The 13,937-nt window shown below is 67.6% G+C and carries 14 protein-coding genes and 1 riboswitch; of the genes, 6 read left to right on the top strand and 8 right to left on the bottom strand.

Annotated elements, in window-relative coordinates; translation table 11 throughout:
- The first annotated feature begins 69 nt into the window (after positions 1-69).
- Positions 70-918: a PHP domain-containing protein gene (locus tag ACWRN3_RS05160; protein WP_476740020.1), complete on the top strand. Its 849-nt coding sequence runs from the start codon at positions 70-72 to the stop codon at positions 916-918.
- Between the two features lie 19 nt (positions 919-937).
- On the opposite strand, the gene ACWRN3_RS05165 is transcribed toward ACWRN3_RS05160, so the two are convergent.
- From ACWRN3_RS05165 to thiE, 4 genes are all read right to left on the bottom strand, one after another.
- On the bottom strand, positions 938-1,810 hold the full coding sequence (locus ACWRN3_RS05165) for a DNA-methyltransferase (protein WP_476740021.1): 873 nt from the start codon (positions 1,808-1,810) through the stop codon (positions 938-940).
- 8 nt (positions 1,811-1,818) lie between these two features.
- Positions 1,819-3,513: a DEAD/DEAH box helicase gene (locus ACWRN3_RS05170; protein ID WP_324642523.1), complete on the bottom strand. Its 1,695-nt coding sequence runs from the start codon at positions 3,511-3,513 to the stop codon at positions 1,819-1,821.
- A gap of 292 nt (positions 3,514-3,805) precedes the next feature.
- Complete coding sequence (locus ACWRN3_RS05175) at positions 3,806-5,323, bottom strand: RNB domain-containing ribonuclease (RefSeq protein ID WP_476740022.1); 1,518 nt, start codon at positions 5,321-5,323, stop codon at positions 3,806-3,808.
- Between the two features lie 39 nt (positions 5,324-5,362).
- Positions 5,363-6,112, bottom strand: coding sequence for a thiamine phosphate synthase (gene thiE / locus ACWRN3_RS05180; RefSeq protein WP_476740023.1), 750 nt, complete (start codon positions 6,110-6,112; stop codon positions 5,363-5,365).
- 27 nt (positions 6,113-6,139) lie between these two features.
- Positions 6,140-6,258: riboswitch (TPP riboswitch) on the top strand.
- Here thiE and thiO point away from each other — a divergent pair.
- From thiO to ACWRN3_RS05195, 3 genes are all read left to right on the top strand, one after another.
- Positions 6,251-7,552, top strand: coding sequence for a glycine oxidase ThiO (thiO, locus tag ACWRN3_RS05185; protein WP_476740024.1), 1,302 nt, complete (start codon positions 6,251-6,253; stop codon positions 7,550-7,552). It overlaps the preceding riboswitch by 8 nt.
- Positions 7,549-7,785 carry a sulfur carrier protein ThiS gene (gene thiS, locus ACWRN3_RS05190; RefSeq protein WP_476740025.1) on the top strand — a complete coding sequence of 79 codons (237 nt, stop codon included), beginning with the start codon at positions 7,549-7,551 and terminating at the stop codon, positions 7,783-7,785. The genes thiO and thiS overlap by 4 nt, the downstream gene beginning before the upstream one ends.
- Positions 7,786-7,789: 4 nt before the next feature.
- Positions 7,790-8,605, top strand: coding sequence for a thiazole synthase (locus ACWRN3_RS05195; protein ID WP_476740026.1), 816 nt, complete (start codon positions 7,790-7,792; stop codon positions 8,603-8,605).
- A 74-nt stretch (positions 8,606-8,679) separates the two neighbouring features.
- Here ACWRN3_RS05195 and ACWRN3_RS05200 read toward each other — a convergent pair whose 3' ends face one another.
- The 3 genes from ACWRN3_RS05200 to ACWRN3_RS05210 all read right to left on the bottom strand — a co-directional run bounded on the left by ACWRN3_RS05200 (position 8,680) and on the right by ACWRN3_RS05210 (position 9,993).
- On the bottom strand, positions 8,680-8,982 hold the full coding sequence (locus ACWRN3_RS05200) for a hypothetical protein (RefSeq protein ID WP_476740027.1): 303 nt from the start codon (positions 8,980-8,982) through the stop codon (positions 8,680-8,682).
- Positions 8,983-9,040: 58 nt separating this feature from the next.
- Positions 9,041-9,265, bottom strand: coding sequence for a DUF3107 domain-containing protein (locus tag ACWRN3_RS05205; RefSeq protein ID WP_159631504.1), 225 nt, complete (start codon positions 9,263-9,265; stop codon positions 9,041-9,043).
- A gap of 62 nt (positions 9,266-9,327) precedes the next feature.
- Positions 9,328-9,993 carry a TetR/AcrR family transcriptional regulator gene (locus ACWRN3_RS05210; protein WP_476740028.1) on the bottom strand — a complete coding sequence of 222 codons (666 nt, stop codon included), beginning with the start codon at positions 9,991-9,993 and terminating at the stop codon, positions 9,328-9,330.
- Between the two features lie 85 nt (positions 9,994-10,078).
- Here ACWRN3_RS05210 and moeB point away from each other — a divergent pair, with 85 nt between their 5' ends.
- Positions 10,079-11,278, top strand: a complete 1,200-nt coding sequence (moeB, locus tag ACWRN3_RS05215) for a molybdopterin-synthase adenylyltransferase MoeB (RefSeq protein WP_476740029.1) — start codon at positions 10,079-10,081, stop codon at positions 11,276-11,278.
- A 77-nt stretch (positions 11,279-11,355) separates the two neighbouring features.
- Here the strand turns inward: moeB and ACWRN3_RS05220 are convergent, their stop codons facing one another.
- Positions 11,356-12,681, bottom strand: coding sequence for a glutamyl-tRNA reductase (locus tag ACWRN3_RS05220; RefSeq protein WP_476740030.1), 1,326 nt, complete (start codon positions 12,679-12,681; stop codon positions 11,356-11,358).
- Between the two features lie 158 nt (positions 12,682-12,839).
- On the opposite strand from ACWRN3_RS05220, the gene hemE reads away from it, so the two are divergent.
- A complete protein-coding gene (gene hemE, locus ACWRN3_RS05225; protein WP_476740031.1) occupies positions 12,840-13,934 on the top strand; it encodes a uroporphyrinogen decarboxylase in 1,095 nt (364 codons plus the stop codon).
- The last annotated feature ends 3 nt before the right edge of the window (positions 13,935-13,937 follow it).

The following is a 13,937-nucleotide window of genomic DNA, read 5'->3' on the forward strand; positions in this document are numbered from 1 at the left end:
CTCACCAGCGTCCCGGCTATGCGAACAGGCCTCCCCGGTCTCCTGTTCCCGGTCCACTACGCTGGATAAGTGAGGATTGACCTGCATGCCCACTCCAACGTCTCCGACGGCACCGAGACCCCGGCCGATGTCATGGCCTCTGCTGCCCGTGCGGGACTGGACGTGGTGGCCCTGACTGACCATGATTCGACGGCCGGCTGGGCGGAGGCCGCCGCGGCCGCCGCCACGTACGGAGTGGCCCTGGTGCCGGGCATGGAAGTCTCCTGCCGGACGGAGGAGGGCATCAGTGTCCACCTCCTGAGCTACCTGCACGACCCCACCCATCCCGGGCTGCTCGAGGAAATCACGAAGGCCAAGGACTCCCGCCTGACCCGCGCCGAACGCATGGTCACCATCCTTGCCGAGGACTATCCGCTCACCTGGGACGACGTGATCCACCATGTGGCGCCCGGAGCCACCCTGGGCCGGCCGCACATCGCCGACGCCCTCGTCGCCGCGGGTGTGGTGGAGGACCGGTCCGAGGCCTTTGCCTCCATCCTCACCTCCCGGTCCCGCTACTTCATCCCGCACTACGCACCGGACCCGGCCACCGCCGTTGAACTGGTCCGTGCCGCCGGCGGCGTGCCCGTGTTTGCCCATCCCGTGGCCTCCTCCCGGGGGCGGATCGTGGGGGAGCGGACCTACCGGGAGATGATCGACGCCGGGCTGGCGGGCCTGGAGATCAACCACCGGGACAATCCGGAAGAGGGCCGGGATTTCCTGCGCAAACTCGCGGCCAGGCACGGCCTGCTGATCACCGGCTCCTCCGACTACCACGGCACCGGCAAGCCCAACCTGCTCGGCGAAAACCTCACGGCCCCGGAGATGCTGGCGCGGATCGAGGACCTGGGTACGGGAGCCGCCGTCGTCCGCCCCTAAGGGGCAGGCAACACCCTGACTAGCGGGACGGGAAGGAGCTCAGGGTGGCGTGCGCTCCGAGCCGCTTGGCCATGATGTCGATGGCGGGCTGGTTCTGGTCCACGCACACGAACCTGCGGCCGAGCTTGGCGGCAACTGCCCCGAGGGTGCCGGAGCCGGCGAAGAAGTCCAGGCACCAGTCACCGGGCCGGGACGAAGCAGCGACCACGCGGCGGACCAGACCCTCGGGTTTCTGCGTGGGGTAGCCGGTCTTTTCCTTGCCGGTGGGCGAGACGATGGTGTGCCACCAGACGTCGGTGGGCAGCTTTCCCAGCTCCCGCTTGGCAGGGGTCACCAGGCCGGGCGCCATGTAGGGCTCCCGGTCCACCTCGGCGCTGTCGAAATGGTACTTCGCGGGGTTCTTGACGTACACCAGGATGTTGTCGTGCTTGGTGGGCCACCGGTTTTTCGCCCGGGCGCCGTAGTCGTACGCCCAGATGATCTCGTTCAGGAAGCACTCCCGGCCAAAGATGGCATCCAGCATCACCTTGGCGTAGTGCACCTCGCGGTAGTCCAGGTGCAGGTACAGGGTGCCGTCGTCGGCCAGGAGGCGCCAGGCCTCCACGAGCCGGGGTTCCAGGAAGGACCAGTAGTCGCTGAACGCGTCGTCATAGCGGTGCAGGGCGCCCTTGATCGTGTCGTAGGAGCGGCCCTTGAAGCCCACCCGGTCCCCGCTGCCGCCGGCGTTCACCACCATCCGCGTTTCCTGGCGCTGCTGCGGCCGGCCCGTGTTGAAGGGCGGGTCCACGTAAATCAGTGTGAAGGCGCCGTCCGGCAGCGTGGGGAGGTACGCCGCGTTGTCCGCGTGCACCACCAGGCTGCCGCCGTCCGGCGCCCAAACAGTGTCAGTCATCAGGGCAGTTAGGCCTCGGAGTTGCCCGGCTGGCTGCCGTTGTCCGCACCGGCCACCACTTCGCCGTTGCGGCGGCGGGTGCGTGTGCGGGTCCGGCGGGCGCGGTTGGGCTTTTCGCCCTCTGCCGCGGGTGCCGCAGCTTCGGCGGCGGATGCGGTCTCCGGAGTTGAGGGACGACGACGGCGCTCGCCCGGGCGTCCGGTGGAGTCATTGCTGCGGCCGCCTTCACGGCTGCCGCCCTTGCCGGCGTCGGTATTTCCGCGGCCCCGTCCGTCCCGGTCGCGTGAGCGGCCTGCGTCGCGGCCGCCGCGGCTGTTCTTCTTGCCGGTCTCGCCGAGGTCCTCGAGGACTTCGGCGTCGACACCGGCCAGGGTCCGCTTGTCACGGGGCAGGCGGCCCTTGGTGCCCTCGGGGATGTCGAGGTCGGTGTAGAGGTGCGGCGAGGAGGAATAGGTCTCGACGGGCTCCGGCACACTCAGCCCCAGCGCCTTGTTGATCAGGCCCCAGCGCGGCATGTCGTCCCAGTCCACGAACGTGACGGCGGTGCCCTTGTTGCCGGCACGGCCGGTGCGGCCCACCCGGTGCAGGTAGATCTTCTCGTCTTCCACGCACTGGTAGTTAATGACGTGGGTAACGTCCTCGACGTCGATGCCGCGCGCGGCAACGTCCGTGGCCACCAGGACGTCCACCTTGTTGTTGCGGAACGCCCGCAGCGCCTGCTCCCGGGCGCCCTGGCCCAAGTCGCCGTGGATGGCGGCGGCCGCGAAGCCGCGGTCCACAAGTTCCTCGGCCACCTTCGCTGCGGTGCGCTTGGTCTTGGTGAAGATGATGGTCCGTCCGCGGCCGCGGGCCTGCAGGATGCGTGCCACCACTTCGGTCTTGTCCATGCTGTGCGCACGGTAGATCAGCTGGCGGATGTCGCGCTTGGTCAGGCCCTCGTCCTCCGGATCCGCAGCGCGGATGTGCGTGGGCTGGGTCATGTAGCGGCGGGCCATGGCGATGACCGGCCCGGGCATGGTGGCGGAGAACAGGAGGGTCTGGCGGACGGCGGGCGTTGCCGCGATCAGCGTCTCCACGTCCGGCAGGAAGCCCAGGTCCAGCATTTCGTCGGCTTCGTCCAGCACCACGATCTTGACGTTCTTCAGGCTCAGGTGCTTCTGCTTGAAAAGGTCGATCAGCCGGCCGGGGGTTCCCACCACTACCTCGACGCCCTGCTTCAAAGCCTCCACCTGGGGCTCGTACGCGCGGCCGCCGTAGATGGTGGTGATCCTGGCGTTGCGCTTGCGCGCCGCCGTTTGAAGGTCGTTGGCTACCTGGACCGCCAGTTCACGGGTGGGAACAATGACCAGGGCCTGCGGTGCGCCGGGCACGGCCAGCTTGGCGTAGCCCGGATCATCCTGCCCGATCACGCGCTGCAGCGCCGGAATGCCGAAGCCCAGGGTCTTGCCGGTACCGGTCTTGGCCTGGCCGATGATGTCGTGGCCGCCCAGGGCGACCGGCAGGGTCATGGCCTGGATGGGGAAGGGGTGCGTGATGCCGGCGTCGGCCAGGGATTCGACGATGTCTGCGCGGACGTTGTAGTCGGCGAAGGACTTCTCCGCGATCTCGTGCGGCGTCTCGTCGGAGATGATGGTTTCTTCCGGCTCGATGGTTTCCGTGCCGGACTCATCGCTCAGGAGCTGGTGGGTATGCAATTCACTCACAGGGGAGTTTCCTTATTCATTTGGGCAATGGCGCTGCCTGCTCAACGGGCCGGCCAAGGCTGGCCGCTCCGGAGCACGCTCAGGCGCGCAAGCGATTCCAGTGGAAGCCGATCGCGGGCTATCTAAATGCTGGCACTGGTGACCAACGGGTAAATCTCAAGATCGCGTAGGGGCGGGCTTGTTGGTTTCAAATCAAGGAAATCAACGACCGGGCATCCAGTTCTACCCTTCCAGTCTAGCCGTACGGGCGCGGAAACACGGTTTCGGTCCGCCCGGGGCACCTGCCGGCCTCTCAGGAAACGAGTTCGAAGTGGATCTGCCGGGTGGTGATGTCCGAGGAAACCAGCCGTACGCGGACCTTGGTGCCGGACTCCAGTTCGCCCGCGCAGCGTGCAGTCACCGCAGGTTCGGCGATCTGGATGATCCCCGAACTTCCGTTTCCGTTGCCGTTGCCGTTCTTCCCGTTCCCGTTTCCATTCTTGCCGTTTCCGTTGCCGTTTCCGTTCCCGTTTCCGTTTTGCGGCTTGGATCCGGAAATGACGATGGCATCAAACTCCTGCCCGATGTGGTTCAGCAGCAGCGCCGCTTCCACGGTATCCAGGGCCAGGCGTTCCATTCGGGAGGCCAGCTGGTCCGATCCCGCCATGATGCCCGGGAGCAGCGGCAGGGCCTCCCGCGCCCAGCCGGGGACGTTGCCGCCGTTGCTCAGGGCCTCGCAGATGACCAGCACGAAGCGGTCCACCAGGCGGCGCAGCGGCGCGGTGGTGTGGGCATAGGCGGCGCCGATGGCCGACTGGATGCCGTCTTCGGGGACAGTGCCATCGAAGGCGGTGTAGGACGCGCCACGGAACAGCATGCCGGCTGAGTGCATGATGGCCAGCTGCCGGGGATCGGTGGGATCGAGCGACCGGAGGTACTCGCCGTAGCTGACCTCCCCGTCCCACGGCCTGCCCAGCACCTCGGTCTGCAGCCGGAAATGCCGCAGGGACCGTTCATCCGGTGCGGGCATGGTGCGCAGGATGCCCACTTTGCCCTCCAGCATGAGCTGTGCGGCGGCCATTCCGGTCATCAGGGAAATCTGTGCATTCCAGTCCTCCACGGGAAGCTGCGGAACAGCGTCGATCCGGTAGCCGCCGTCGGGCAACTGGACGATCTCCTGCTCAGGCATGTTCAGGCTGGCGCCCCCGCGTGCCCGTTCCAGCGTCACCCGCTTCAGCCCCACCTCGCGGAGCAGCCCCAGCACGGTCGAGGCAGTCCCGGCGTCAAGATCGGTCTGGGCGCCTTTGTAGCTGAGCTTGTCACGGCTGATGACCCGCGCCCTCCGGACGCCCACGGACAGCACTGTCGCGTCGCCGTCGAGCGTGAAGTCCCAGACGAAAGCCGAACACTCCTGGCCGGGCAACAGGCTTCCGGCGCCCTCGCTGATCACCTCGGGGTGCAGCGGGATCCGGCCGTCCGGGGCGTAGAACGTCTGTCCCCGGCGCCGGGTTTCGGCGTCCAGCGGACCGCCCGGAGCAACAAACGCCGGAACGTCGGCGATGGCGTACATGACCCGGTAGCCGTTTCCGTCCCGTTCGATGAACACTGCCTGGTCCAGGTCCGTGGAGGACGCCGGATCGATGGTCACGAACTCGACGGTGGTCAGGTCGTATGACGGCAGTTTCAGCGCCGCGATGGCGGCCCGGGCGTCTTCCACTGCTTCGGCGGGGTACGGCCCCGGCAGTTCAAGTTCCGTCCGCAGCAGGCCCAGCGCCTCTTCCAGGGCATTCTTGTGGTCATGGACGTTGGGGGCCAACCGATGATGTGACACAAAAATCAGCGTATCCCCAAGTCCCGGAATTAAGCAGGCTCAGGAGCCGGTGCCGTCCAGCGCGTCGAGCAGGGAGGCGGCGGCGGCCGCGGGGTCGGGTGCCTCCGTGATGGCGCGGACCACCACGATCCTGCCGGCACCCGCCTCCACCACTTCCCGGACGTTTCCGTGGTCGATGCCGCCGATGGCAAACCACGGCACGGGATCTCCGGCCTGCCGGGAGGCTTCGGCGGCATATGTCACCAGTTCAGGGCCGACGGCGGCCCTGCCGGGCTTGGTGGGTGTGGCCCAGACCGGACCCACGCAGAAATAGTCCAGCCCTGACGGCCCAACCGTTGCGGCCAAGGCGGCGTCCACCTGGTCGGTGGTGTGGCTGGAGAGTCCAATGGCCGCGTTTCCGTCGACCAGCGTCCGTGCTGCCGGCAGCGGAAGGTCCTTCTGGCCAATGTGGAACACCGGTGCCCCGGACAGCACGGCGATGTCCGCACGGTCGTTGACGGCCCAGAGCCGGCCATGGCGTACCGCTGTTTCCTTCAGGACCGCCAGGAGGTCCAGTTCCTCTGCGGCCTCGATGGTCTTGTCGCGCAGCTGGATGATGTCCACGCCGCCGGCAAACGCGGCGTCCACGAACTCCGCGAAATCGCCGCGCGCCGTCCGTGCGTCGGTGCAGAGATACAGGCGGGCTGCCTTGAGGGCGTCGCTGTGGCCGGCGTTGGCAACTTCGGCGGTGAGGGCTGCGGTGGCTGGAGCGTGGGGACCGGCGGGCAGGGATGAGGCGGACACATTCATGCCTGCAAGCCTAGTTCCTCTAAACTGGGCAGGTACTGCGGGAGCCTGCGGCAGCTGTCACAAAGCGCCGGGCTGAGAGGGCGTCAGAGCCGACCGCTTGACCTGATCCGGTTAATGCCGGCGTAGGGAAGGAACCACATGCGCAACCCCGTTGACACTTTCCCCGGGCCCGCCCATACCGGCATCCAGTCCACCGTCCGTGCCGACGTCGCCGTCATCGGCGGGGGAGTGGTGGGCCATGGCATCGCCTGGGAGGCGCAGCGTTCCGGACGCTCCGTTGCCCTGATCGATGACGCACCCGGAAACGGTGCCAGCTGGGCCGCCGCGGGCATGCTTGCCCCGGTCAGCGAACTTCACTACCAGGAGGAGGACCTCCTGGAACTGATGCTTGAGGCATCGTCCCGCTGGCCCGGGTTCGCCGCGGGGATCGCCGGCGCGACGGGGGCGGATTGCGGATACCTGACGACGCCGACAATCGCCGTGGGTGCCGACGCCGCGGACCGCCGCGCGCTGATGGACCTCCGCGCGGTACAACAGGCCAACGGACTGGGGGTGGAGCCCCTGGCCGTGCGCGAAGCCCGCAAACGCGAACCGCTGCTCAGTCCCGCCATCGCCTGCGCCCTGGACACACCCGCAGACCACCAGGTGGATCCCCGGCGCCTGGTGGCAGCCCTGCGGCTGGCCCTCGCGGGGGCTGCACTTAGGTCCCCGGAGCTGGCCGCCGCCGGAGCGGTGGACGGGTATGCCGTACCCGACCGGACCGCCGGCCTGCTGTGGGAGGGCGGAACGGTTACCGGTGCCAGCCTCGCCGGCGGCGGCACCGTCCTGGCGGCGGAAACCATCGTGGCCAACGGCCTGCAGGCAGGGGACCTTGGGGGCCTGCCCGACGGCCTCGACCTGCCACTGCGCCCAGTCCACGGGGACATCCTCCGCCTCGCCGTTCCGCAGCACCTCCAGCCCCTGGTGACCTCCACGGTGCGCGGCCTGGTGCACGGCGTCCCCGTCTACATCGTCCCCCGGCAGGACGGAACCGTGGTGATAGGGGCAACCCAGCGCGAGGACGCGCTCTCCGATGCCGTGAGCGCCGGAGGCGTCTACCAGCTGCTGCGGGACGCGCAGGCGCTGGTGCCCGCCGTCGCCGAACTGGAACTGCTCGAGTGCACCGCCCGGGCCCGCCCCGGTACCCCTGACAACGCGCCCCTGCTGGGCCGCGTGCGGGTGGATCCGGGGTCCGGAAACCCTGCCGACGGGCACGTCCCGGGACTCATCATCGCCACCGGGTTCTTCCGGCACGGCGTCCTGCTCACACCCGCCGCAGCCGCCATCTGCACGGCGCTGCTGGACGGTACATCCGATTCCCGCTGGGCGCCCTTCAGCCCGGAGCGGTTCTCCCGGCCGGCGGCAGCCGCCACCACACCCCACATCAAGGAGACAGCGTGAACATCACCCTGAACGGAAACACGCACGAGGTGGCCGACGGCGCCTCCATCACCACGCTCGTCAGCCAGGTCACCGGGCGCCCGCTGGCACCCAACGGACAGGCGACGGACGGCGGGAAACTGGGCGTCGCCGTCGCGCATAATGCCCAGGTGGTGCCGCGCAGCCAATGGTTCGCCACCGCGCTCGCCGAGGGCGACGAAATTGAACTTGTCACTGCAGTACAGGGAGGCTGACGCCATGACCGAAACCAACACCATCAACCCCGCCGGAAACGCGGGTGCCGCCGACGCCCTGGTGATGGACGGCGTCGCCCTCGGATCCCGCCTCATCATGGGCACGGGCGGGGCACCCAGCCTGGACGGCCTGGGCGCAGCGCTGCTGGCCTCCGGCACCGCCCTGACCACAGTGGCCATGCGGCGGTACTCCACGGCTGAAACCGGGTCGCTGTTCCAGCTGCTGGTGGACCATGGGATCCGCGTGCTGCCCAACACTGCCGGCTGCTTCACGGCCAGGGACGCGGTCCTTACTGCGGAACTTGCCCGGGAGGCTCTGGAGACCGACTGGGTGAAACTGGAGGTCATCGCGGACGAGCAGACCCTCCTGCCGGACGCCGTGGAGCTCGTGGACGCCACGGAGCAGCTGGTCAACCGGGGGTTCAAGGTCTTCGCCTACACGAATGACGACCCCGTGCTTGCGCTGCGGCTGGAGAACCTCGGCGCCACCGCCGTCATGCCGCTGGGCGCCCCGATCGGCACCGGACTGGGAATCCTGAACCCGCACAACATCGAGCTCATCGTTTCCCGCGCCTCGGTGCCGGTGGTTTTGGACGCGGGGATCGGCACGGCGTCAGACGCCGCGCTGGCCATGGAGCTGGGTTGCGACGCCGTCCTGCTGGCCACGGCAGTGACGCGGGCCCAGAACCCCGCGCTCATGGGCGAGGCGTTCAAGCATGCAGTGATCTCCGGCAGGATGGCCAGGGCCGCCGGGCGCATCCCTCGCCGGGAGCACGCCCTTGCCTCGTCCGCGATGGAGGGCCGGGCGGAGTTCCTCTGACCCCACCGTGAGACAGGTGTGGCCACCACCCGGATGGGTGGTGGCCACACGCGTATTTACTGACCTGCCGGCGGTCAGCGCCGCAGAATGACAGTCAGCCGCTCCGTGTCCCGGCGTGCACGGGTACGGCCCAGGTAGACGACGGCGGCGATGGCCGCAGCTACTCCGACGACAATGGGCAGGACCCACGGAAGCCAGGTGGTCCCCGGCAGGTAGCCGAAGCCCGCGGTCATCAGGATGATCCACGCCAGCGCCGCAACACCCGCGGCAACACCGGCCGGCACTGCCGCGCCGTATTTGGCGTGCCGCTTGTCATTGGCCCAGACGACGAAGCCGGCGGCGACGGTTGCCAGCACCACGATGGTCAGCGAAAGCATGGATCTCCTTGGAAAACTGCGGTGGCCCTGGAAAGGGCAGAGGCTGAAATGGGCCGGACTAGAACTGGCCGAAACCTACGCGCCGGACCTCCTCGGCACCAATTTCCACGTAAGCCAGCGCGTTGCCCGGAACAATGATCAGGCGTCCTTTGTCATCCTTCAGGCGCAGTTCGCTGCCCTCATTAATGGCTTCGCCAACAACCTTGGCCACCGTCTCCGCATCCTGGGTTGATTCCAGCACGATTTCGCGGCCAACGTTCTGAACGCCGATCTTAATTTCCAAGGGGGCCTCCCAGCCTGTGAAAGTACTCGTGTTTCTCTACGAGGTGTTGTCTTATTTGTAGTCTAGGACTCTTTGGGGAAGCGAGAGATTCCGCGCCAAGCTAAACGGTAGATGAGGTCGCTGGCCACATCGAGGTCCAGGTTGCCGTCCGTTTCCAGCCAGTACCGGGCGCTGACCTGGGCCATTCCGGCCAGGCCGCGGCCCAGCAGTTCGGCTTCCAGGTGGGGGAGCTTGGTGTCCTCCGCAATGACCCGGGCGATGGCGTCGGCGAAGGTCCGGTTGAAGGTTTCGAGCCGGGAGCTGACATCGGGATCGTTGATCAGGTCGGACTCGAACACCAGGCGGTGGGCCTGGTCGTCATTGGCGATGAAGTGGAAGTAGGCGCGCATGACGGCCTGGACGCGTTCATCATTGTCCGTGGTGGAGTTCAGGGCGCCCAGCATCAGTTCGGTCAGCGAGGCCAGGTGGCTTTCCAGCAGGGCGAGGTAGAGGTCGCGCTTGGAAGGAAAGTGCTGGTACAACACCGGTTTGCTCACATGGGCGGTTTCTGCAATCTCATCCATCGCCGCACCGTGGTAGCCGTTGGCTACGAACACCTCCTGGGCCGCGGCAAGGAGCTGTGCGCGGCGCTCATCCCGGGGCAGGCGGGCGGACCGCTGGCCTGCGGGGCGGGAGGGAGCTTGGGGTGCGGCGGAGGTCGGACGGTCAGCCCGTGCTTCAGGGACCACAGTTGTCCTTCTTTCCATTGCAGTTACCCTTCACTTTACTGCGGGGTAATATGACCCGGCGGTATCCCGGGGCATACATTGAAGTATGGCTTCGACTTTCACCGCAAATGTTGCAACCCCTGCCCTGGATCCGCTGGTGGAACCGGCTGCCGGCCTCACCCCCGCCGAGGTTGAACGGTACTCCCGGCACCTGATCATTCCCGAGATCGGCGCGCTGGGGCAGCGGCGGCTCAAGAGCGCCAAGGTGCTGGTCATCGGCGCCGGCGGCCTGGGTGCCCCCGCCCTGCTGTATCTCGCCGCGGCCGGGGTGGGAACGATCGGAATCGTCGACGACGACGTCGTGGACCTGAGCAACCTGCAGCGCCAGGTGATCCACGGCGTCAGCGACGTGGGCCGCCCCAAGATCGAATCGGCGCGCGATGCCATTGCCGAGCTGAACCCGCTGGTTGACGTCCGGCTGCACAACGTGCGCCTGGACTCCTCCAATGCCCTGGAACTGTTCAGCGGGTACGACCTCATTCTTGACGGAGCCGACAACTTCGCCACCCGGTACCTGGTGAACGATGCCGCCGCCATCCTGGGCAAGCCCTACGTGTGGGGCTCCATTTTCCGTTTCGATGGCCAGGTCAGTGTGTTCTGGGAGAAGCACGGACCCACCTACCGGGACCTGTACCCCGAGGCACCGCCTGCCGGTTCCGTGCCGTCCTGCGGTGAGGGCGGCGTCTTCGGCATGCTGTGCGCTGCCGTGGGATCGCTCATGGTGACCGAAGCGGTGAAGCTGATTACCGGCGTCGGACGTTCCCTGCTGGGCCGCGTGGCCCTGTTTGACGCACTGGGCGGCAGCTGGCGTGAAATCCGCGTGTCGAAGGACCCGGCTGCCCAGCCCATCACGGAACTCACTGACTACGAGGCGTTCTGCGGCATCGCCCCGGCCGCCCCGTCGGACACGGAACACACCGTCACAGCCACCCAGCTGGCCACCATGCTGGCCTCGCGGAAAGCCGGGCTCAAGGACTTCGAGCTGGTGGATGTCCGGGAGTCGGGGGAGTACGACATCGTCCGGATCGACGGGGCCAAACTCATCCCGCAGGGACGCATCCTGGCCGGGGAGGCCTGGGATGAACTTCCGCAGGACCGGGACATCGTGTTCCACTGCAAGGCCGGTACACGCTCCGCCAACGTCCTGGCGGCGGCCCGGCAGGCCGGCTACCAGCGGGTCAGCCATCTCGACGGCGGGATCCTGGCCTGGGTGCGGGATGTGGAACCCGGGAAACCGGTCTACTGACCGGTTGCTCTATCAGATATGCTCCCAAACCGGTGGTTTAGGAGCCATATCTGATAGAGCAAGGGGGTGTTTGTGGGTCAGGCGGTCTCGCGGCCCTTGTGGTCCACCGGGCACTCGGCCTCCACCACTGCCGGCGCGGCCGTGCCGGGCTGCTCGACCGTGATGCCGTACAGCGCCTCAAGCGCCGCAACGTAGTCATCCTGCTGCCCGTTTGCGGCGAGTTCGCGGGCGCGGACGGTGGGGACGTGCAGCAACTGCTTGACCATGCGGCGGAGTGCGAACTCCACTTCTTCGGCGGCAGCGGTGCAGCCGTGGCGGGCACGGACCTTTTCCATCTCCGCGTCCAGCACGTTCATGGTGTGGCGGCGCAGGGCAACGATGGCGGAGTCCACGGAGCGGGCTTCGCGCTCCTGTTCGAAGGCTTGGGCGGCGCCCTTGACGATGCCGCTTGCCTGGGCCAGCGATTCCGCTTGCTCCTGCGGTGCTGCCAGGCGCACCGATTCCAGGGTCAGCAGTTCCACGCCGTCCAGCTCGCCGACGGCAGGATCGAAGTCGTGGGTGAGCGCCAGGTCGATGGCAATCAGGGGCTGGGGTGAGTCCGCACGGACCTGGGCCAGTTCGTCAGCTTCAACCCGGGTGTCCGAGCCGCTGCAGCCGATCATGACGTCGGCGGCCGCTACCGCCGGGCGCAGTGAATCCACGTCCAGGGCAGACCCGCCGCGCGAGGCCACGAATCCTTCGGCCCGGCCAGACGAGGAGTAGACGGAGATGTCCGTGCAGCCGCGTTCACGCAGCAGTGCCATCGTGGCGCCGGCGTACGCGCCGGTCCCGAACAGCACAACCTTCTTGGTCGACCAGTCGGGGTTTTCGGAAAGATCGGTGGCCAGGTCCAGGGCCACCGAAACGATGGAAAGCCCCCGGGAACCGAGGGCCGTCTGCGCGCCGACGTCCTTGGCGGTTTTCGAGGCGGCCTGGAACAGTCGGACCAGGCCGGCGCTGGCAGTACCGTCGTGCTGTGCGGTGATGAGGGCGCGGCGCACCTGGCCGGCGATCTCGCGTTCACCAACGACGGCGGAGTCCAGTCCGGCGCTGACGGCGAACAGGTGCTGGGTCACCTCGGGACCGGTCCGGGTGCTGAAGGAGCGTGACACGAGGGGCTCGGAGAGTCCGCTGGCCTGGCTGATCCGCGACACCAGCGCCGCCCGGGCCGCTTCGACGTCGTTCGGATTGGGGGCTTCGCCGTAGATCTCGTAGCGGTTGCAGGTGGCGAGGACCACCGCTCCGGCCACGGCGGGGGATTCGGTGAGCGCGGATGCGGCAATCCCGGAGGAACCGTTGCTCAACTGAGCAACGGTTTCAAGATCGATGTCGGCGTGTGTAGCCACCAATGAGAAAAGAACCACAGCAGACCAATCATAGCTTTTTCGTTGCCCGGTAGAACAACCACCGGAAAGGATAGTCGCCACACCTGGACGTGATCCGTGCCACCTCGGCGATTCCCGTGCCCTCAGCGACAGGTTGTCGTTATCTTTTGCAGCTCTTTTTGGGCACAATCAAAAGCATGACTCCTAGCCCTGCCGTCTCCGCTGCCGGCACCCTCGCCGCAGACCATCCACTGATGGACGGCCGCACAGCAGACTCCCCGCTGATCACGGCCTACCACGGCGGCAAGCCGTCCCGCCGTCCCGTCTGGTTCATGCGGCAGGCCGGCCGGTCGCTGCCCGAATACCTCAAGGTGCGCGAAGGCATCGCCATGCTGGACTCCTGCCTCCGCCCGGAGCTGGCCTCCGAGATCACGCTCCAGCCCGTCCGCCGCCATGATGTCGACGCTGGCATCTTCTTCTCCGACATCGTCATCCCGCTGAAGCTCGCGGGCGTGGGCGTGGACATCGTGCCCGGGGTCGGGCCGGTCCTCGACAAACCGGTACGCACGGCAGCCGATGTTGCCGCCTTGCCGCAGCTCACATGGGAAGCCCTGGAGCCGATCCGTGAAGCCGTCCGCCTCACGGTGGCCGAACTGGGCAAGACGCCCCTGATCGGTTTCGCCGGCGCACCGTTCACGCTGGCCGCCTACATGGTGGAAGGAAAGCCGTCCCGCGACCACCTGGGCCCGCGGACCATGATGCACGCCGACCCGGAGACATGGAACGCGCTGGCCAACTGGGCTGCCGACGCTTCCGGCATGTTCCTCCGGGCCCAGCTGGAGGCGGGCGCCTCGGCCGCCCAGCTGTTCGACTCCTGGGCGGGCTCGCTGGGGCTGGCCGACTACACCAAATACGTTGCGCCGGCGTCGTCCCGTGCCCTGGACCATGTCCGCCACCTGGGTGCCCCGCTCATCCACTTCGGCACCGGCACGTCCGAACTCCTCGTGGCCATGCGGGACGTTGGAGTGGACGTGGTGGGCGTTGACTACCGGCTGCCGCTCGATGAGGCGAACCGCCGGCTGGGCGGAACCGTGCCGCTGCAGGGAAACATCGACCCCGCGCTGCTGGCAGCACCCTGGGACGTCCTGGAGGCGCACGTCCGCGAGGTCATCGCCGCCGGCGCCGGCGCCCCGGGCCATGTCCTGAACCTGGGACACGGCGTACCGCCCGAAACGGACCCTGACGTCCTGACCCGGGTGGTGGAGCTTATCCACTCCATCTCGCCGGAGTAACCG

The organism is Pseudarthrobacter sp. rb (genome assembly GCF_056389225.1).

Excerpts from the sequence above, each read along its gene's own strand:
- ACWRN3_RS05200 (WP_476740027.1), bottom strand. The coding sequence starts at position 8,982 with ATGCTTTCGCTGACCATCGTGGTGCTGGCAACCGTCGCCGCCGGCTTC.
- ACWRN3_RS05165 (WP_476740021.1), bottom strand. The coding sequence starts at position 1,810 with ATGACTGACACTGTTTGGGCGCCGGACGGCGGCAGCCTGGTGGTGCAC.
- hemE (WP_476740031.1), top strand. The coding sequence starts at position 12,840 with ATGACTCCTAGCCCTGCCGTCTCCGCTGCCGGCACCCTCGCCGCAGAC.
- ACWRN3_RS05195 (WP_476740026.1), top strand. The coding sequence starts at position 7,790 with ATGACCGAAACCAACACCATCAACCCCGCCGGAAACGCGGGTGCCGCC.
- thiE (WP_476740023.1), bottom strand. The coding sequence starts at position 6,112 with ATGAATGTGTCCGCCTCATCCCTGCCCGCCGGTCCCCACGCTCCAGCC.
- thiO (WP_476740024.1), top strand. The coding sequence starts at position 6,251 with ATGCGCAACCCCGTTGACACTTTCCCCGGGCCCGCCCATACCGGCATC.
- moeB (WP_476740029.1), top strand. The coding sequence starts at position 10,079 with ATGGCTTCGACTTTCACCGCAAATGTTGCAACCCCTGCCCTGGATCCG.